Raw genomic sequence first — 21,060 nt, 5'->3', positions numbered from 1 at the left:
CTAAGTCTACATCGATTAGTGGGTGTTGTTGTTTTTTCTTAGCTTTTTGTTATTTAATACTTTATTTTTTGGCTTAGATAGAGCTGAGACACAAATTTATTTTTGGAGAATACTATGACTAAAATCGTGATTATTGGTGGTGTGGCCGGTGGTGCTTCTGCCGCTGCACGCGCAAGGCGTTTAAGCGAAGACGCTGAAATTATCATGTTTGAACGTGGCGAGTTTGTATCTTTTGCTAACTGCGGCTTGCCATACCATATCGGTGGTGACATTACAGAAAGAAGCAACCTACTCCTACAGACACCAGAAAGCTTCCTAGCACGATTCAATGTAGATGTTCGTACAATGAGCGAAGTTATCAGCATAGATAAAGAGAACAAATTCGTTACCATTAAGAACGTATTAGACGGTTCAGAATATACTGAAAATTATGATTTCTTGGTACTAAGCCCAGGTGCTGGCCCCATCGTTCCACCTATCCCTGGTATTAAAAACCCAATTACGCATTCACTGCGTAATATCCCAGATATGGACAAGATCCTTAATACTATCCGTATGAATCGCCCAGAACATGCCACGGTTGTGGGCGGTGGTTTCATCGGGTTAGAGATGATGGAAGCATTCCATCAGCTCGGCATTAAAACGACACTTGTCGAGTTAGCCGATCAGGTCATGACACCTGTCGACCGCGAGATGGCAGGCTTTGCTCATGCTGAAATCAAAGAAAAAGGCGTTGACCTTCGCTTAGGTGTTGCTTTAGAAGCCGTAGAATATGTTCAAGAGCCCCACGTTGCGACGATTGAGAGTGGCGAAACGGACGAACATCCACATATACAAGGCCACCTAAATCTTAGCCTAAACAGCGGCGAAATAATCAAAACTGAGATTCTAGTGATGGCGATTGGCGTACGGCCTGAAATCAAACTAGCACAAGATGCAGGCCTCAGAATCGGTGAGCTTGGTGGGATCTGGACAACTCCAACAATGCAAAGTAGTGACCCTTCTATTTATGCAGTCGGTGACGCAATCGAAGAAGCGGACTTTATTACTGGCAACCCGACGGTTGTTCCACTCGCTGGCCCCGCGAATCGTCAAGGTCGTATGGCTGCGGATAATATGTTTGGTCGTGAGCAAACGTATCAAGGAACACAGGGCACCGCTATCTGTAAGATCTTTGACTTAGCCATTGCGTCTACGGGTAAGAATGAAAAAACACTTAAGCGTGAAGGTATTCCCTACAGAAAGGTTTATGTGCATACCGCCAGCCATGCGAGCTACTACCCTGGTGCGGAAATCGTTTCGTTTAAGATGCTTTACTGCCCAGAGACTAAGAAAATTCTTGGCGCACAGGCGGCAGGTAAAGACGGCGTAGATAAGCGTATTGATATTATGGCGGTTGCTCAGCGCGCAGGTATGACTATCGACCAACTGCAGCATCTTGAGTTAACTTACGCGCCACCATTTGGCAGTGCAAAAGACGTGATTAACCAAGCCGCTTTTGTTGCTAACAACATTGAAAACGGCGATGCAAGAGCGATACATTTCGATGAATTAGATACGTTAACAGATGAGCACTTCATTCTTGATGTTCGTACACCAATGGAAATCCAAAACTTTGGAACATTGGAAGGTGCAATTAATATCCCAGTGGATGAGCTTCGCCCCAGAATGAATGAGCTTCCAAAAGATAAAGAAATTATCATTCTTTGCGCCGTAGGATTGCGTGGCAATGTGGCTTACCGTCAACTAGCCAACAATGGTTACAAAGCACGTAATCTCATCGGTGGTTACAGAACATTGATATTCTCTAAAGCTTAAAACCGAATAAGGGAGCTTAATCGCTCCCTTATTCCCATTCCCCGTAACCATCGCCTTAACAACAAAGACGATCTAAATCTTCTCTTACCTACTTCTCCAGCATGCGTGACTCATCTTCTTGATCATGCATTTATGGAGAAAAAAAACAAAATTGATTGCGCCCTGCCGCTTTACTCTGATACATCGCAGTGTCTGCACTTCTAATGAGCTGCTCAATATCAATAGCATCATCTGGAAATAACGTAATGCCAATACTGACGCTGATGGGTACTTTCTTTTCTCCAACGCTCACTAGAGGTAAACAAGCTTCGATAATTTTCTCTGCTACTATCTTCGCTCCTTCACTACTCTCCTGTTCTGGAAGTATGATAGCGAATTCATCACCAGCCAAGCGCGCAACCGTATCGTTGCTTCGAACGCAACATGAAAGACGACTCGCCAATTCAATCAAGAGTTGATCGCCTGCAACATGGCCAAGAGAGTCATTAATGTTCTTGAATCGATCGACATCGATGTAGAGTAATGCTACATGATTTTTGTCAATCACCGCTTTTGCTAACGCGAGATCCAGCTTATCGAAGGCTAACTTCCTGTTAGGAAGCCCTGTAAGATTGTCATGATGAGCCTGAGTGTATAGCTGATCTTCATATTTCTTTCTTTCGCTAAGATCAATGATACAGGCAACTAAAACCGCCTCTTCAGCATGTGCAACTAATCGACACGAAATTGAAGTCCACAATAGTTCTCCATTCGCTTTTTTCATATGTTGCTCGAGCCCTTCTAACTGATCATGCTCTTTTACAGAACAAAATAACAGTTGTCGATCTTCAGGGTTCATATATAAATCGTCACTATTCCAGCCAATAATTGATTCGCCTGAAAAACTGAATAATTTATTGGCTTGGTGATTGGCATATAAGATGTGTCCCGTTGTTTGGCTCATGATAACGATAGCAACAGGAGACGCGGTGGCAACAGCAGAAAAATGTTTCTGGCTTTGATGAAGTTCTTTGCTGATCCTCCAGTGTTTACAACTTTCTCGGTATTGAATCCATATCGTTCCCACTAACCCAAATGCTAATGTAAAAGCGAACAACATTAACATTCGCATGTCATTACTCGGCCCTTGTTGAAAAGAACTCACTCGTAGCCACAAATTCCCCCCTACGGGTTTCAAAGGAATGGCTTTTGATAAACGAATGCTGTTTTGACTGTATGTGTTTTGATAAAAAACATTATCAATCGCATCTGACACTTCAATTTTATAATGAGACAAAGTCGGGTCTCTCTTTAATATTGAACCCATCAGTTTATTGATAGAGTAAACACCACCCAATGTGCCAAGAAATTGATTCTGATTAAATATTGGCACGTATAATTCAAAGGCTGGTTTACCCTGAATGACAATAAAAGGCCTTGTATATACTGGTTGTCGGCTATTATATGCTAATCGAGATGCACGCTTAGGTTCAGGCAATAAGAGTTTTAGCCCGATTACCTGACTATTCCCTTCCATTGGTGCAGTATGACGTATCACGAAATCACTATCCGACCATGTGACATTAATTAAGCCAGGGTGGTCATTAACGTAACTTGTTAACCTCTTTTGAAAGGAAATAGGATCGAGATTTTTCTGTGATAATTCTTCTGCTATTAGCTGTAAATATTCACGATCAGTTCCCAATTTACGTTCTATATCTTCACTAGTTTTTATGAGCGCTTTTGTAAAATCATATTGTTGAGTAATCGTATTACTCTGTTCAACAAATCGATAAAAACCCAGAACCAAGGTAATAATGGCTAAACTAGTCAAAAATGGAATAAGTCGACTAGGGGAGCCGGAATGTTCTTGCTTTGTCTCGCTTGGTATATGTGTTAGTTGTTCAAAAAATACCTTTGGAGAATCAATCGTTGTTATTTGTTTGTTTGTCTTTGGAAAAAAGATAAAGCCTAAACTACAGACAAGAATTAAAAAACCCGCAAGGATAACCTGAAAAGTTAGCACCTTATTGGTGATAGAATTATTGGTGATAGACGTTGCCGCTATCTCCCAATACCCATCGGCCATATTAACTTGCTTTACAAGCGGAGACTGCTCAAAGATCAACGCAGATCCAAAGAAAATACGCCCTTCGTTATCTCGTATTGCTATATTGAAGTTACCACTACTCGCCGTTAAACCTGCGTCTTCAATAATCGGTATAACATCCATAACCATACTTACTATTCCCCAAAAACCATCCGAACTGTAAACGGCTTTTCTGAGAACAACACCAAGACCACCTTGTCTCAATTCATACGGGGTTGAGTACGCAATGGCTCGACTCTTGATCGCACGGTACGTTACATCTTTAACACCTAAATGGGGATCATTTAAAAGATCATGTCCTAATGCTTCTTCATTACCAACTAACGGAAAAACCATATTAATACGGCCTTCAGGCGCTATAGCAAAATTGCGAACACCAACCGTCGATGAAAATAAACCAATCAAAAATGTTTCAGCCCTTTTCGCTGAATAAAAAGAGGGATTGGGCGTATTAGCAACGTCAGTTTCTACATAAGAAGCAAGTACATTCAATAAGTTTTCGCGAGATTGTATAATTGCAGACAAGTCATATGCGTACCTTTCCAACTCAACACGAACTTTACTTGAATGTACTTCTGATAAATAAGAGTGGTACCAATTTGACAATTGCCACCAAACACCGACGCAAGCCAGTGCTAGTATTGCCATTACAGTGTATCGCCTTAAATATCTAACGCTACCGCGATTAACCATCGATTTGATCTTTCAAATTTAACCTATAAAAAATAAAACATGTGATCAAGAAGTAGACACAAATATTTTAATCAAAATACTCTACACGACTCGTATAGAACCGATATTCATTACCCCATACTAAGCGCCCGAGAGAACTATAATTTCACCTCTGTCACGCCATTTTATGCTTAACTTTCTCACGCAAAATAATCACCTGATATCCCAATGCGCACAATTTCCGGAATAGAACGTTTGGTTCGATACCGTAATTTGTATTCAATTTTGTTAAATCTATTGATGGTATTTATAACTGAACCTAATTCAATCTTGCCACATTGGCAGTGAATTTGACAGTACTGCAACAAGTTTAGAATGAGTATGCATGTGATTTCTACCACCCTAGTAATGTATACTTTCGTGCACAAATTACAAAGATTAGAATTAACAGCAGGGATAGTAACTAAATGAATGATCTATATACACAAGTGATGACCATCTTCTTAGGATTTTTTGCAATCATGAACCCGATCGCCAATACTGCAGCCTTTGCCGGATTGGTCGGAGACAAAAGCAAAGCAGAGCAAATTAAAATCGCAGCGAAAGCGCTCATTATTACATTTATTGTCATTCTCTCTTTTGCTCTACTTGGAAAGGTGATCTTTCACCTATTTGGTATCACCATATCTGCATTAAGAATAACTGGGGGTATTTTGGTTTTTCTTGTCGGATATCATATGCTTAATGGGCATGGTTCCAAATTACATTCTTCTGAAGGTAATGAAGACGCTGATATAGCAGTGTCGCCTTTAGCCGTACCGCTTCTTGCTGGTCCAGGAACCATTGCAACGGCAATGAATTATTCTTCCTCAGGAGAGATAACAGGGATAATAATCACTGTATCGGTATTTGCGGTTTTATGCCTTATCACTTTCTTCTGTTTTATTTTCAGCTCAAATATTCTGGCATTGATCGGAAAAAGTGGCCTTAGTATTGTCACACGACTAATGGGTTTAATACTTGCTGTCATAGGAACGCAAATGGTGATCACTGGAGTGACGGCCGTGGTGAAGGCCATTGGCTAAAGAGTCAACCAACGACAACGCTACTCGTTAGATTAGGAAACAACATCGATTGATGTAATAAAGGAGCCTTGTAGGCTCCTTTATTACTAACACTTTCTTTTTATTCCGGCCGATTAAAGCAGTGGTCTTTATGTTCTTCAATAAGCTCTAGTGCCGTTTTATCGCAATCAGGTAACGCCGCATCACTACTGCCTAAAGGCGTCACTCTTTGGCCCCATTTTAATAAACCCGACCCCCAGGTCAAACCGGCGCCAAACGCGGCGACCAAGATGTTGTCTCCTGGTTTCACACGCCCTTGTTCAAGTGCTTCACACAAGGCAATAGGTACGGTCGCTGCTGAAGTGTTACCGTAATTCTGAATATTAACAAACGCTTTATCTTGAGAAATTCCAGCCAAATCTGCCAGCGTTTGAATAATTCGTATATTCGCCTGATGAGGGATAAGAATATCAATATCTTGCGTACTCATCCCTGCACGCTTCAACACCGTCTGAGCAGCGACACCCATCCCTTTAACGGCGCGCTTAAAGATATCACGACCGACAAAATTAAAATCAAAGTAGCCATTATTCGCAGCAAAACGGTCCATGCTAGTACCAAATTTGGGCACCGATAGGATATCGCGTCCAGCAGAGTCACATCCAATGAGCGCCTCTTGCAGACCAACGTTTTCCTCGGTTCTACTAAGAACTGCAGCACCTGCACCGTCTCCAAATAGAACCGCGGTATCTCGTTGGCTCCAATCAATGAAAAACGATAATCTTTCTGCGCCAATAACTAGCGCATTTTTATAGTTACCCGCTTGAATTAAGCGTGTTGCCGTTTCTAACCCATAAACAAAGCCAGTACATGCGGCGTTCAAATCAAATGCGGCGGCGCCAACGACACCAAGATTCTGTTGAACCTTAGACGCTATATTTGGGATAAGAGAATCGGCTGAGCAGGTTGCAACGATGATGATATCAAGATCTTTCGCTTCAATACCTGCGCATGCAAGGGCATGTTTTGCGGCAACTGTCGCAAGTTCTGATGTGTTTACATGGCTTATTCGTCTGTTCTCAATACCCGTTCTAGAACGGATCCACTCATCAGAGGTTTCTATGAAAGTGCTTAAATCAGCATTGGATAATACCGCTGGTGGGATACATTTTCCCCAACCGGTTATTTCAGCGTAGTACTTGGTCATCTGTTCCTCTGTATACTTATTCTTGTCATTTATACAATCTAGTATATACAAGTATACGCTTATATAGCTTCACTGATAAGTGAGAATTTTTGTCGATATAAATATATCGACATTACAGACCTGATGCCCTTCCTAAATAGGTTGTTAATTGTGCAGTTCCTGCTAAAACAAACATCAAAAATCAAATACTAGCGACTCAATATCAATTACTCTAGAACACTACTATTATGGTATTTAGGGATAAAAAAGCCTGATAACACACTAAATACATGACCCAATTTATACATAACGGAACTTCAAATGAATGATGAGACGTCAAAGAACAATAAAGTCCTATTACTTTTTGCGCACCCTTCTTTACGCCGTTCAGAAATCAATAAACCGATGTTTGAAATCGCATTGAACATTGACGGCGTGACCGCGATTGACCTCTACGCTCAGTATCCGACCTTTCAGATTGATATAGATGCAGAACAACAACGACTGGAGAACCACGATGTTATTGTTTTCCAGTTTCCACTCTATTGGTATTCCACCCCCTCAATGCTTAAAGAATGGCAAGACCTGGTGTTAGAACATGGTTTTGCCTACGGAGAAGACGGAACAGCTCTGATGAATAAGGCATTCATGTGCGCGCTAACGGCTGGTGGCCCGGAAGACGCTTATCGAAAAGATGGTTACAATCATTTTACCATCTCAGAACTTTTGTACCCGTTAGAGCAAATGGCAAATCTTACCCATATGACATACCTCTCACCTTTCACTTTATTTGGGTCAAGAACAACCGTTGAAGAAGGCAAACTAGACACCCACTTAGATCAATGGCGAACAAAATTAGACGATCTGGTAAGGGGAGCAAGTGCAGATTTGTCGACCAACCGGGTGACATCGGAGAAAAATAAATGACGGGCTATTTCCTACAAGCGTTTATTTACCTGAGTGCCGCGGTTATCGCCGTGCCATTAGCGAAACGATTAGGCTTAGGATCTGTGTTGGGTTACCTGATCGCTGGCGTAGTCATCGGGCCAATAATTGGTTTAGTGGGTGACGAGACGACATCCATTCAGCACGTTGCTGAATTTGGAGTGGTGATGATGCTGTTTCTCGTTGGCTTAGAACTAGAACCAAAAATGCTTTGGGCGATGAGAAACAAATTGATTGGCCTTGGGGGGCTTCAAGTAGGATTGACTACGGCTGCGGTAATGGGCATCGCCATGATGTTCGATATTAGCTGGACCGTGTCATTAAGCATCGGATTAGTTTTTGCCTTGTCTTCAACCGCTATCGTTTTACAAACCTTTAGCGAAAAAGGACTAGAAAAAACAGAAGGGGCAAGAAATGCCTTTTCAGTGCTACTGTTTCAAGATATTGCCGTGATCCCCATGTTGGCGTTTGTTCCTCTACTCGCCCTACCTGAACTTGTCGAAGCCGCTAAATCTATGGTTTCGCAAGCGGCAGAACACCACGATGAACTTAGCTTAGTCGCTGGTTTACCGAGTTGGGGTTATGGATTAGTCATCATTCTTTCTATTGCTGTTGTCGTTGTAGGAGGACATTTCTTAAGCCGTCCATTATTCAAATACGTGGCTAAATCTGGCTTACGAGAAATATTTACAGCTACTTCGCTAATGTTAGTGATCGGTATAGCGGCTTTAATGAGTTTGGTCGGTTTATCTCCTGCATTAGGTACATTTCTGGCTGGCGTCGTGTTAGCAAACAGTGAATTTAGGCATGAGCTAGAATCCAATATAGAGCCATTCAAAGGGTTATTGCTCGGTCTATTTTTTATTACTGTTGGAGCAGGAATTAACTTTGACGTTCTATTCAGTGATTTTATGCTGATTATCTGTCTAACTATTGGTTTAATGTTACTTAAGGGAACGGTGCTTTTTGTACTCGCCATTATTTTTCGCATTAAAAAGAGCAATCGCTGGTTATTTGCTTTGAGTCTTGCCCAAGCGGGCGAGTTCGGATTTGTTTTACTTAGTTTTACCGTGCAGAATCACGTATTACCGCAAGGTATAGCGCAGACACTTTCTTTGGTTGTCGCACTTTCTATGTTCTTAACACCCGGATTATTCATATTATTCGACAAAGTAATACTGCCTAGGTATCAGAAAAATGAAAACGACCGAGAACCTGACAATATTGACGCAGAAGGCAATGTCATTATTGCTGGAGTTGGACGTTTTGGCCAAATAGTCACAAGGTTGCTAAGTGCTAATAACGTTAAAACAACGGTGTTGGACATTGAACCAACCCAGATTGATAATCTACGAAAGATCAACATCAAAAGCTATTTTGGGGATGCCACCAAGCCTGATTTACTGCATACCGCGGGAATAGAGCGAGCAACCGTTATCGTTATTACTATTGACAATAAGGAAGCGGTTAAAGAGTTAGTAGAGTATGTAAAACATACCTATCCCAACGTTAAGATAATTGCCCGAGCGTTCGATAGAGGCCATTCATATGCGCTACGATTAGCGGGTGCAGACACCATTATCTCGGAGACCTATTTTTCTGCTTTAGAAGCCGGTAAACAAGCACTTAAAGATGTCGGCTTTCATCCATTTCAGGTAGAGCAGCAAAAAAATGCTTTTGTCGCGATTGAAAACCTTGGGGCGGATAAGATGTTTGCAACTTGGAAAGAAGCCTCAGAAGAGGACAAATATGATGTCGCGTATCAGAAATTATTTATAGAACTTGAGAATGCGATCAGTTCTGCAATGAATAATGACCGTTCCGACAACCATGCGCGAACAGAAAGAGGTTGGACACCACCGCCCAAAGGCTACGCCGACATAGATAAACTTAGTTAAGAATAGTTAATCTGGCTCAGGGTGTATGTTCATTATCCAGTGGCGATGACATGTTTCATCGTCATATCTTTTTGCGCCACGCTTACCCCTTTAACCTGCGCATAGACCTGTTGACCAGTGCGAAGTCTAAGGTCGTCAAATGCCCACTTTGTGACATTTGCTTTGAGTTGGCATTGGTGGCCCAAATCGAGTGTGACCGACACATTTTGACTGCCTTCTTTTGTTTCAATAACGTCAATCTGTTCTATTTTTGCCGGCAAAATATTTCGTATAGATGTTTGTGTCGCTCTATTCATGGTAATCGAGACATCATTTGCTCGGATCTGTAATCGAATAGATGTACCTACTGGTTCGTCTAGGTGTTGAACCCACATTGATGTTTCTTCGGTTAATCGTACTTTTGATAACGCATATTTGTCATGGTGCTGGCTAATAACGGCGTCAAAAAGTGAGCTTTGCTCAGAAAATGATTGCCAGGGTTTCATTGCGTCAGAGCCCCAAACAGATTCTAAACTACCGCTGGTTACAACCCCGCCTTGTTCCATCAGAATAATATAGTCAGCTAGCCTTAATATTTCACTTAAACTATGCGTCACGTATAGGATGGGGATATCGATTTCCTGAGCCATTTTTTCCAAGAAAGGCATTACCTCTTTTTTACGAGGCAAATCTAGTGATGCTAATGGTTCATCCATCAACAGCATGTCTGGATTCGAAAGCAAAGCACGAGCGATAGCCACTCTTTGTTTCTCTCCACCGGAAAGATCAATTGGGAAACGATTTAATAGCTGAGATAGATTAAGGAGCTCAACGACATGGCTAAAATCTGACGGCTCGTTCTTTCCCTTCCCGTCACCTTTATCTTGAACACCGTAAAGTAGGTTACCCTTCACGCTATAATGTGGAAAAAGTCTCGCATCTTGAAAAACATAGCCAATTTTTCGCTTTTCTATTGCAACATTGACCTTGTTTTCGTGATCGAATAGCACCTTCTCTCTAACTTGTATTTTCCCTTTATCAGGTGTGTACAAACCACAAATCGCATTAATAAGTGACGTTTTCCCTGAACCAGAACGTCCAAAAATGGCCGTAATTCCTGTTGATGGAATTCTCTGGTCAATATCAAGAACAATATCACCAAGCTTATGATTTAATTTAATTTCTATCATCTTACTTTTGAATAACCTAAACGATTTTGGGTCCGACGCGTCAACCAATCCGAGATTAACAATGAAACCAGCGCTACAACAATTGAGATAACGCAAAGCCTTGCAGCAGCAAACTCTGCTCCGGGTGTTTCAATAAAACTGTACATCGCTAATGGTAGGGTTTGGGTTTCACCCGGAATATTCGAAACAAAGGTTATCGTTGCACCGAATTCACCTAAGCTGCGCGCAAATGAAAGCATGGTACCGGTTACGACTCCGGGTAATGTGAGCGGTAAAGTGATGGTATAAAACACCTTGAAAGGTGTTGCGCCGAGGGTTCTAGCGGCCTGTTCTAACCTTGGGTCAACATTCTCCAAGCTTAAGCGAATAGCGCGAACCATCAGCGGTAAAGCAACAACAGCAGAGGCTAACGCAGCCCCTCGCCAGCTGAAACTAAATGACAGACCGAATGTATTCCATAAAAATGCACCAACAACACCTTGTTTACCCATCCCAATTAAAAGAAGGTATCCAATAACAACGGGCGGCAAAACCAGAGGAAGATGGATTAAACTATCTAATATTTGCTTGCCATAAAACTCTTTCTTGGCAAGTAACCATGCCAACCCTATCCCGATAGGAATGAGTCCAATGACGGCAATAGAGGCAATTTTCAGACTTAAATACAGTGCTTCTAACTCGAACTCTGACAACTTATTTATACTCCACTTTCGGAGAACTTCTTAAATTATTTAAATCCATATTGTGCGAATACCTGCTTTGCTTGGTCGCTGACTAAAAAATCAGCAAAGGACTTAACCACAGGGTCATTATTAATGATCGCCATAGGGTATACAATTGGATCATGTAGTGTATTTGGGAAACTGTCTACGATCGTCACCTTTTCGCTCATCAATGCATCCGTTTTGTATACAATACCTAATGTTGCTTCTCCTCTTTCTACTAACGCCAATGCAATGCGAACTGAACTTGTCGGTGCTACTTTGGATTTAATCGTATCCCAGACACTTAGGTTGATTAACGATTGCTTTGCGTAGATCCCTGCAGGTACAGATTCTGGCTGTCCTATGGCTAGCCTTTCATTTAATAACAAACCATTCCATAAAGCAGTACTGGTAAAATCGAATGAACTTTGAGGATGAGATAGAGGCGCAATCAAAACAAGTTCATTCTCGGCCACAGTGCGAATACCTTCCTGAGATATCAGACCTTTAGCTAGCAAATAATCTACCCATTTTTTGTTTGCAGAAATATACAGGTCAGCGGGAGCCCCGCTCTCTATTTGCCTTGCCAATGACGATGAGCCAGCAAAAACCGTTACAATTCTAATGCCTGTTTCATCAGAATAGCTTTTCGCTAAGTCTGAGATAACATTCGTCATCGACGCGGCAGCGTACACTTTAAGGCTGTCCGCCGCTATTGCCGCTTTTAGCGGCAATAGCATGCATAACCCCAACAAAATTATCAACCGAATCATATTTATCCTTATTCACATGCCATCTTTGCGTTGCCGAGCCGATTTTATTTTTACCATAGAACGTATTACGCATTCTAGAAACATAAAAAAGGTCACTAGACATCAAAATAACATATCGTTAGCCATTTAAGGTGCGACGTACCTCACTCCACTACCAATTGCTAGACCAACTATTGTTGTTTGTACAGTATCTAAACAGCGTATAACTGCCTAAATTAATTATGAAAATTTTTGAACCCATTTATTTACACGCGAACGTGCAAATTAGGCATCATTGACGCCTGAACGTATGACAACTAAATGACATGCGAAACATTCACGTGTCAAATAGTTGTCATATATTAAGATACGTCAATAAAACAGCACACCTTAATAGCCATAAATAGACTCCATAGCATTACAAAACCAAGCGATCCCGCGATGAAGCCAATATTTGGCATATGTTTTGCTAGCAATTAGATAATTAAATTAAACAGTAAATGGAGTTTCCATGTTAAGCACGGCTCGCGCTTTTTCAATTATCAGCCTTTTGTTACTTTCTATAGGGTCTGTTTCTGCAAACAACTTTCCTTATAACGCTCTCGATTTCCGAGTTGGAGCAGGCCCAGCAACTTTTGGCGCAGCCTATAGCATGCAATTTATGGAAAATGCTCATTTTATTATTCGTGCCGATAGTGAGTTTGAAGGCGATTACGATTTTGCAGGCGGCGTTGGTTTCAACGGCCCTGTTAACCAGTTTGTTGACGTCACAGGCCAAATGTTGATTCATAATATTAAAGACGATTCTAGCAATATTATTGGTGATGACATATTGCCTGAGTTTAATGTTGGCACGCGTATTTGGTTCCTCGATAATGTGGAGCTACAAGGAAAAATCGGTTGGTTGGTTGATGACAACGAAAATCATCTCGTGTGGGAAGCCGGAGCTCGCTTCCACTCTACTCAACAACTCGTGCTGGGCGCCTCACTGCTAGATAACGGCGTTTATGGTAGCCAGATGATGATACATACACGCTTTCATTTTTAAATAGAATTCATACTACTGCTTGTCAGTTCATATTAACTAGACTTTATTGTTGTATATTAGGCGCTTATCATAAAGCGCCTATTTTTTTAAATAATTTACTGATGAAATAAATAACATTCTTTGTATATAACTATACGAAGATATATTATTAAGATTACTATCGTCCCCCACTTAATTGCAGCAATTTTTTTATAGCTTAAGGATTAGCTTGTTAATCACATGTTAACTAAAACTAGACAACCGTTCTTAAAAAGAGCTTATCTTCTATGTCTTTCCACTCTACTCTTGGTGACAGGTTTTGTTTTTACCCCCCCGTCGGTAGCGCAAAACCAAGAGACAATACACATTGGTGTACTCGCTAAGCGTGGCAAAACGATTACACAACAGAAGTGGGCGGCGACGGCCGATTACTTACAGCAGGCTATCCCAAGCAAGAAATTTGACATCATACCGCTTAGTTTTGATGAGATAGACCTTAAAGTCGGCGAACATTCTGTTGATTTTATTCTGTTAAATCCGACCATGTATGTGCAGTTAGAAAATACCCATAACGTGTCTAGAATCGCCACTCTAGTTTCCAAATACTCGAACAATGATGCAACGACTTTAGGTTCTGTCATCATATCTAAAGCAGATAAACTAACGTTAAACACCACTAAAGATGTGTTGGATAAATCTGTCGCCGCCGTTAACCCTCGTTCCTTAGGTGGCTGGGAAATTGCTTTAGCCCGACTTAAACACGATGATATTGATATGGTATCCGATGTTAAAAGCCTGCGATTTTTAGGCACCCATGATCTCGTCATTCAGGCCGTGCTGAAGGGGGCCGCTGATATTGGTATTGTTCGCACTGGAACACTAGAACAGATGGAAGAAGAAGGAAAAATATCCTTAAATGATTTCAGCGTTCTTCCCAGTGAAAACTCTAACGCAGACTATCCACAATTAACAAGCACTCGCCTATATCCTGACTGGGCCTTTGCAAAGTCTGCACATGTAAGCGATCAACTCGCTAATCAGGTCGCAGCCGCTTTACTCCTTATGACCCCTCAAGATAAAGCGGCTTATTCAGCGGCTATTTCGGGTTGGACCAACCCTAAAAACTATGTGAGCGTTCATGAGTTGTTAGTAGAGCTCGAACTGCCGCCATACCATGAACAGAAAACGACAAGCATACCTCAGTTTGCACTCGAACATTTACCCGTCGCCATTTCTGTCATCGCCGCATTTTTCATATTAATCATTATGTATTTGCGTCAAAAAGTACTGACTAGAGAGCTACGCCACGCTCAAAATTCCCTTAAAAATTATTCGAATCGGCTACAACTCGCTGCTGAAGCCGGTGAACTCGGTATATGGGAATGGAACATTAAGAAAAACAAGTTCTACGCCGATGATAGAATCAGTCAATTATTTGGCTTAGAAAACACGACCAATACATATACAACCCAAGATTGGTATAGCCGAGTTCACCCTGATGATATCGAACGGGTTCAAACTGCTATGCATCTTGCTTTAAGCGGTGGGAAAAAATTTGATGCAGAATACCGTATCTTAAAAAGTAATAACGAGTTTTGTGCTGTAAAAAGTGCTGCGATACATCGCTACAGTAAATCACGAAATGGATTGGTTGTTAACGGCGTGACTTGGGATATATCCAGTCACAGACAGTTAGTGGAAGAGAACAAACGACTCGCCACCTTAGACCCTCTTACCAGTGCTAAGAACCGTCGTGGCTTCTTTCCATTAGCGAGAGCTGAGTTCAATCGTTGTCGACGCTACGGCAATAAACTTGCTCTGCTGATGATTGATATAGACGATTTTAAGAAAATCAATGATATCAACGGGCATTCTACTGGTGATGCAACATTAGTTTCACTCTCTGATATTTGCCATACCGTTTTTCGAACGAGCGATCTGTTTTGTCGATTGGGAGGGGAAGAGTTTGTTGCGTTATTGCACGAAAACAACATTGAGCAAGCTCATATCGTCGCAGAACGACTACGAAAAGAGATTGAAAAAACCTCAGTTAGGACGGATAAAGCCTTTACCAAGTTTACGGTTAGTATTGGTATCGCTGTTCTAATAGAACCAGACCAAACGATTGAAGATACGATTACCCGCGCGGACAAGGCGCTTTACAAGGCGAAGCAACAAGGGAAAAACTGCGTGGTAAGTGATATTTAGCCCCAAGTAAATTGAATTTTCATGTCTTCTCCATGACATCGATATTGTTGACTCGATAATGGTCCATGATTGGTATGCGCAAAAAGGGATGTACATTTGTACATCCCTTTTTAATTTCACCGATTCGTCAATCTCACAAAAACAACCAATACAGAACTCATCTAATGGTTGTCTAATAGATTAAACTCTTTTACACATCATAGGTTGTAGATGATGTATTACCACCTGTACCCGTCCAGTTGGTGTGGAAGAACTCACCAAGCGGTTTGTCTATTCTCTCATAGGTATGAGCGCCAAAATAATCGCGTTGTGCTTGTATCATATTGGCTGGAAGACGCGATGTTGTATAACCATCTAAGAATGTGAGTGCCGATGTCATCGTCGGCATCGGTAAACCTATCTCCATCGCCTTAGAGGCAACTTTTCGCCATGCTGGTAGGCTATCGACTAAAATATTCTTAAAGTATGGATCCGACCCAAGGAACTGAATATCAGGGTTGCTTTCATAAGCATCCCGTATGTTGCCTAGGAATGCACTACGTATGATACAACCACCACGCCACATAAGCGCGACATTGCCATAGTTGAGTGCCCAGTTGTTTTCTTCAGAGGCTTCTCTAATAAGCATAAAACCTTGCGCGTAAGAAATAATTTTAGATGCTAGAAGTGCTTGACGCACAGCCTCTATCCAAACTTTTTTGTCACCTTCTATCGGTGAGATAGTCTTATTAAACAACTGCTCTGCTTCAACACGTTGATCTTTTAATGATGAGAGGCATCGTGCAAAAACAGATTCGGTTATAAGGGTAAGTGGGATACCTAAATCCAATGCGTTAATACCCGTCCACTTGCCTGTTCCTTTCTGACCAGCTGTATCGAGAATCTTCTCAACAAGAGGTTCACCATCTTCGTCTTTGTATCCCAATATATCGGTGGTGATATCGATAAGGTAGCTGTCTAGCTCTGTCGATTTCCACTCTTCAAATATAGCTTGCATCTCTTGATGAGAAAGCGATAACCCTTCTTTTAAGAAATGGTATGCTTCACTGATAAGCTGCATATCACCATACTCGATACCATTGTGCACCATCTTAACGAAATGGCCGGATCCATCTTTACCGACCCAATCACAGCACGCTTCACCTGACTCTGTTTTCGCAGAAATGCTCTGGAATATCGGCTTAACATGAGGCCACGCTTCTGGTGCGCCACCAGGCATAATAGACGGTCCAAATCTGGCCCCTTCTTCACCACCAGAAACACCGGTACCAACAAAATGAATACCTTTTGTTTTAAGTGCTGCAACACGTCGATTAGTATCAGGGTAATTGGAATTACCCCCATCAATGATAATATCGCCTTCATCGAGAAGTGGGACCAATTGATCAATAAACTGGTCGACAACATCACCAGCTCGTACCATAAGCATCACTTTACGTGGAACCTCAAGTTTATCGACCAAATCTTGCATCGAATTTGCGCCAATAATGTTGGTACCTTTTGCTGGTCCCTGAAGAAAATCTTCTACTTTCGACACTGTACGGTTATATGCAACAACATTAAAACCATGATCATTCATGTTTAAAATTAGGTTTTGTCCCATCACAGCTAAACCAATTACACCAATATCACCTTTCATTTTTTATTCTCCGTGAGACAGCATCTTTGCTGCCTGTAAATCTAAAAACCACTCTGTTTGACCATTGGTGGACTTAATTCTTGCCGCCGGATAGGGTAGTTTTTCGGCTGAGTTCTGTTGAATTTCTTTAAGTATCGATGCTTTGTTTTCACCCAGTACTAAATACGTTATTCGCTTCGCATTTTCGATCAAACGTGCGCTTTTCGAGACTCTGATTTGACCACTTTCGGGATGAGTCGCAACAATGGCGATGGCTGATTCTAAGTAGTCAGTTCTATTAGGGAAAAGAGAGGCGGTATGACCATCGGCTCCCATGCCCAATATAATCCAATCAAATTCTGGAAGACCATTATTGCTCTGGATCTGTTGAATCATTTCATCAGAAAATCTTTTCGCCTCTTGGCTCGGATCATTTTCACCCAAAATGCGATGAATATTAACTTCCGGAATCGATATTTTTTTGAATAATAGTTCATTTACTTCACCAAAGTTACTCTCGGGATCCGTCGGTTCTACACACCGTTCATCTCCCCACCAAAAGTGAAGGTTTGCCCAGTTGATACCTTCGTTATATGGCGTTTGCGCTAATCTTTTGAACAATAATTTAGGCGTACTGCCTCCTGACAATGAAACATGTACAGGTCTCTCTTCTTGACTAAGATAAAGTAATCTTTCTGAGAGAGAATGAATCACTGCTTCAGGACTTTCAAAAACTTGATAATTCATCTCTATAACTCGCAATAATCGGTGTTAGTTAAGTTTTTACATGGGAATCGCCATTTTCGATTGTCATCATGAAGCAACTGATCGGCTTGTATTGGTCCCCAGGTTCCCGCAGCATAACCAAACAGATGTTCTGGATTTTGTTTATGATCCAAAATCGGTTGAACAAATTGCCAACAAGCTTCTACGGCATCAGTACGAGCAAACAAGGTCGCATCTCCCTTCATACAGTCCAGAATCAATCGTTCATAGGCGGTAAGCATATTCGTCTCTTGTAGGTCTTCGTAATGGAAGTCCATCGAAACTTCTTTCGCCTCAAAACCGGCACCAGGCTTTTTTAGACCAAAACTGAGTAAAATCCCTTCGTCCGGCTGAATTCGAATGATAAGTTTATTCTCTGGCGCATTGACGCCAAAGACTGGATGTGGCGTATTTTTAAAATGAATAACAACCTCTGTGACACGAGTTGGCAAACGTTTTCCAGTACGAACATAAAAAGGCACACCAGCCCAACGCCAATTATCTATAAACATTTTCAAACCAACATAGGTCTCTGTTCGTGAGTCCTCCGATACACCGTGCTCTTCGCGGTATCCGGGAAGTTGCTTACCGCGTACCATAGATTCGGTGTATTGACCTAAAACCAAATTATTCTTTAGATCTTCTTCGTTTAATGGTCTGAAACATTGCATGACCTTAACCACTTCATCTCGTATGGAATCCGCGTTGATCACTGAAGGCGGTTCCATACCAACCATTGCAAGCACTTGAAGCAGGTGATTCTGAAACATGTCTCTAACCGCGCCTGCGCCATCATAATAACCACCACGTTCCTCTACGCCCAAAAATTCGGCGGAAGTAATCTCAACGTGATCTATATATCTAAGGTTCCACAGTGGTTCGAACATGGCATTTGAGAAACGCATAACCAAGAGGTTTTGCACCGTTTCTTTGCCAAGATAATGGTCGATACGATAGATTTGATGTTCTTTAAAGCAGGCATGAATCTGCAGATCGAGAGATTGAGCAGACGCTAAGTCGTATCCAAATGGCTTTTCAACAATAAGATTTTTCCAACCGTGACTTTCATCGTTAAGCTTTGCTTCTGCTAAACATTCTGGAATAACGCCATACAAGCTGGGTGGCGTGGATAAGTAGTAGATGGTATTGCCACCTGTTTCGTGTTTTTGCTCAAGCTCGCTAAGCTTATCGCTTAACACAACATACTCTGTCGAGTTCGATGTATTGATTGCAACGTAATATAGGTGGTTACAAAATTCTTCTAGTAACTCGGTTTGCACTTTTTCGTTTTTTATCAACGACGCCTTAAGTTTCTCTCTAAAACTCATATCGTTATACGCGGTTCTGCTTACCCCGAGAATGGCAAAATCAGTAGGCAGCATTCCATTTGCGTACAAATGATATAGAGCAGGAATTAACTTACGATGTGTAAGGTCACCAGAAGCACCAAATATCACAATGGTGTTGTTTTCTGGACCAACAATTTTTTCTAAATTATTCATATAGTTCTCATAAGGTAATTAGCTATTGGGTCATTCATTGACAAGTCATACCTTCAAAATAGTAGTACAAAGATGAGACCGAAGTATTAAAAAATTTCTTTCAGTTAATCTTACGTTACGCGTAACATTATTAATGTATATCAAACTAAAACAATGCTCAACAGTTTGTTCTCACAAGCATACTGACTAATTTAACTCAGATTAAGCGGAAAAATTCTATCAATCTAATAGCTAAAACCTTACAACCCATTTAGTCGCAGTCATCAATGGATATAAAACCCCATCGGTAAGTAACCTAAAGCTAAGCACAAGGACGTATTGAACCATCAGCATAATGATTGGATTGAGGTTATAACAAGAGTTGGGCGTTGAATGTTGGCGGGCAAAAAAAAGAGCCAGCGTTAATGCTGGCTCTGGTAATCGTGTAAAGTTCAAAGGGCTAAGCGTACTGCTTTACCATACGATTCCATGCTAATTGCTGTTCATGTAAGCGCATTTTAATTTGTTCATACTCAACCTTAAGAACAGAGTGCTCATAGCGTTTAACCAAGGTCTCTTTTTTACCTTCAAGCAGCTTCTTCTTAATCTCGTAGTAATCATTCATGTACCTAACCAACAACTCGCATTCGTCTTGCAGCCGAATCGCAACCTGCACATTATTTGGCACTTCACTAAGATTATTCTTAACCTTGCTCAGTAAAGCTAAAGCTTTTGCTTTTTCAATTCTTAGCTTTGGTGTCACCCTTAAATTATTCGCTAAGCCAACCCACGAACAGCTCTTAATCAACCATTTTGTTGGGTCATATTGCCACCAGCAGATCCCATTGCGGTAATCATTTTCAAAGGTATGATGGAAATTATGATACCCCTCACCGAAGGTGAACACAGCCAAAATACCATTGTCTCTTGCCGTATTTTTGGTTGTGTAGGGTTGTGAACCCCAGATATGAGCCAAGGAATTGATAAAAAACGTCGAATGATGGCTCATAAACAATCTAACGGCACCGACAATTAATATCATTCCTAACAAATCGTTATATATCAACCCTAACAGAATCGGTATGCCAAAATTAGTGAGCAACGCCAATGCGAGATAATACTTATGCTGCCACATCACCACTTTGTCTTTTTGCAGATCTCGACAGTTACCATACTCGTGGTAGATCTCTTCGTTATAATTTCTGAGCATCCAACCAATATGAGAATACCAAAATCCTCTTTTCGCTGAATAAGGGTCTTTCTCGTTGTTATCAACGAACTTATGGTGTGGCCGATGATCTGAAGACCAATGAAGAATGCTATTTTGCAGAGCAAAAGCACCACCAATCGCATAAATGTACTTCAAGCTAGAATGAGCATCATAGGCTTTGTGAGCCCATAATCGGTGATACCCGGCTGTAATCGAAAGGTTACAAAAGCTGAAGGCAACGAGGAACCATAAACCATGTTCCCATCCGTACCCTTGATAATATCCGTAAAGTGGTGCGACGACTAATGCCAATATAGCGGTAATTGCAAATACTAAGGCGTTAAGCCAGATTAGTGGTGGTTTATTGCTTGAGTTCATAATCCTTGCCGTTTGAGAGTACACTTGTACTCTAGAATATCAGCGTACAAGTGTACGCTCAACTAAAAATAGTGAT

General features: G+C 41.3%; 15 protein-coding genes. 6 read left to right on the top strand and 9 right to left on the bottom strand.

Annotated elements, in window-relative coordinates:
* Positions 1 to 114: 114 nt before the first annotated feature.
* Positions 115 to 1,818 (top strand): FAD-dependent oxidoreductase, encoded by a 1,704-nt coding sequence (locus IUZ65_RS22900; protein WP_195706310.1) that lies wholly within the window; start codon positions 115 to 117, stop codon positions 1,816 to 1,818.
* A gap of 130 nt (positions 1,819 to 1,948) precedes the next feature.
* On the opposite strand, the gene IUZ65_RS22895 is transcribed toward IUZ65_RS22900, so the two are convergent.
* Positions 1,949 to 4,555 carry a diguanylate cyclase domain-containing protein gene (locus IUZ65_RS22895; protein ID WP_195706309.1) on the bottom strand — a complete coding sequence of 869 codons (2,607 nt, stop codon included), beginning with the start codon at positions 4,553 to 4,555 and terminating at the stop codon, positions 1,949 to 1,951.
* 491 nt (positions 4,556 to 5,046) lie between these two features.
* Between IUZ65_RS22895 and IUZ65_RS22890 the strand changes: the two genes are divergently transcribed.
* Positions 5,047 to 5,664 carry a MarC family protein gene (locus IUZ65_RS22890; protein WP_195706308.1) on the top strand — a complete coding sequence of 206 codons (618 nt, stop codon included), beginning with the start codon at positions 5,047 to 5,049 and terminating at the stop codon, positions 5,662 to 5,664.
* Positions 5,665 to 5,764: 100 nt separating this feature from the next.
* Here IUZ65_RS22890 and IUZ65_RS22885 read toward each other — a convergent pair whose 3' ends face one another.
* Complete coding sequence (locus IUZ65_RS22885; RefSeq protein ID WP_195706307.1) at positions 5,765 to 6,850, bottom strand: ketoacyl-ACP synthase III; 1,086 nt, start codon at positions 6,848 to 6,850, stop codon at positions 5,765 to 5,767.
* 300 nt (positions 6,851 to 7,150) lie between these two features.
* Between IUZ65_RS22885 and IUZ65_RS22880 the strand changes: the two genes are divergently transcribed.
* Both IUZ65_RS22880 and IUZ65_RS22875 read left to right on the top strand, forming a co-directional pair.
* Positions 7,151 to 7,756 carry an NAD(P)H-dependent oxidoreductase gene (locus IUZ65_RS22880; RefSeq protein ID WP_195706306.1) on the top strand — a complete coding sequence of 202 codons (606 nt, stop codon included), beginning with the start codon at positions 7,151 to 7,153 and terminating at the stop codon, positions 7,754 to 7,756.
* A complete protein-coding gene (locus IUZ65_RS22875; RefSeq protein WP_195706305.1) occupies positions 7,753 to 9,672 on the top strand; it encodes a monovalent cation:proton antiporter-2 (CPA2) family protein in 1,920 nt (639 codons plus the stop codon). The genes IUZ65_RS22880 and IUZ65_RS22875 overlap by 4 nt, the downstream gene beginning before the upstream one ends.
* A gap of 32 nt (positions 9,673 to 9,704) precedes the next feature.
* Here the strand turns inward: IUZ65_RS22875 and modC are convergent, their stop codons facing one another.
* The 3 genes from modC to modA are packed head-to-tail and all read right to left on the bottom strand — an operon-like array spanning position 9,705 to position 12,285.
* Positions 9,705 to 10,841, bottom strand: a complete 1,137-nt coding sequence (gene modC / locus IUZ65_RS22870) for a molybdenum ABC transporter ATP-binding protein ModC (RefSeq protein ID WP_195706304.1) — start codon at positions 10,839 to 10,841, stop codon at positions 9,705 to 9,707.
* The gene (modB, locus tag IUZ65_RS22865) at positions 10,838 to 11,533 is read right to left on the bottom strand and encodes a molybdate ABC transporter permease subunit (protein ID WP_229638290.1); all 696 of its coding nucleotides are present in this window, start codon (positions 11,531 to 11,533) and stop codon (positions 10,838 to 10,840) included. The genes modC and modB overlap by 4 nt, the downstream gene beginning before the upstream one ends.
* A gap of 35 nt (positions 11,534 to 11,568) precedes the next feature.
* Entirely contained in the window at positions 11,569 to 12,285 is a 717-nt protein-coding gene (modA, locus tag IUZ65_RS22860) for a molybdate ABC transporter substrate-binding protein (protein ID WP_231363619.1), read from the bottom strand.
* 523 nt (positions 12,286 to 12,808) lie between these two features.
* Between modA and IUZ65_RS22855 the strand changes: the two genes are divergently transcribed.
* Positions 12,809 to 13,345 (top strand): hypothetical protein, encoded by a 537-nt coding sequence (locus IUZ65_RS22855; RefSeq protein ID WP_195706302.1) that lies wholly within the window; start codon positions 12,809 to 12,811, stop codon positions 13,343 to 13,345.
* A gap of 219 nt (positions 13,346 to 13,564) precedes the next feature.
* Positions 13,565 to 15,532 carry a diguanylate cyclase gene (locus IUZ65_RS22850; RefSeq protein WP_195706301.1) on the top strand — a complete coding sequence of 656 codons (1,968 nt, stop codon included), beginning with the start codon at positions 13,565 to 13,567 and terminating at the stop codon, positions 15,530 to 15,532.
* A 190-nt stretch (positions 15,533 to 15,722) separates the two neighbouring features.
* Here IUZ65_RS22850 and gnd read toward each other — a convergent pair whose 3' ends face one another.
* The 4 genes from gnd to IUZ65_RS22830 all read right to left on the bottom strand — a co-directional run bounded on the left by gnd (position 15,723) and on the right by IUZ65_RS22830 (position 20,984).
* Entirely contained in the window at positions 15,723 to 17,171 is a 1,449-nt protein-coding gene (gnd, locus tag IUZ65_RS22845; RefSeq protein ID WP_195706300.1) for a decarboxylating NADP(+)-dependent phosphogluconate dehydrogenase, read from the bottom strand.
* 3 nt (positions 17,172 to 17,174) lie between these two features.
* Entirely contained in the window at positions 17,175 to 17,897 is a 723-nt protein-coding gene (pgl, locus tag IUZ65_RS22840; RefSeq protein ID WP_195706299.1) for a 6-phosphogluconolactonase, read from the bottom strand.
* Positions 17,898 to 17,899: 2 nt separating this feature from the next.
* Complete coding sequence (gene zwf, locus IUZ65_RS22835; protein ID WP_195706494.1) at positions 17,900 to 19,399, bottom strand: glucose-6-phosphate dehydrogenase; 1,500 nt, start codon at positions 19,397 to 19,399, stop codon at positions 17,900 to 17,902.
* A 457-nt stretch (positions 19,400 to 19,856) separates the two neighbouring features.
* Positions 19,857 to 20,984: an acyl-CoA desaturase gene (locus IUZ65_RS22830; RefSeq protein WP_195706298.1), complete on the bottom strand. Its 1,128-nt coding sequence runs from the start codon at positions 20,982 to 20,984 to the stop codon at positions 19,857 to 19,859.
* Positions 20,985 to 21,060: the final 76 nt, after the last annotated feature.

Source organism: Vibrio sp. VB16 (genome assembly GCF_015594925.2).
Classification (GTDB): Bacteria; Pseudomonadota; Gammaproteobacteria; order Enterobacterales; family Vibrionaceae; genus Vibrio.
Note: the sequence above shows the minus strand (reverse complement) of the source record. Positions and strands in the feature narration are given on the sequence as shown.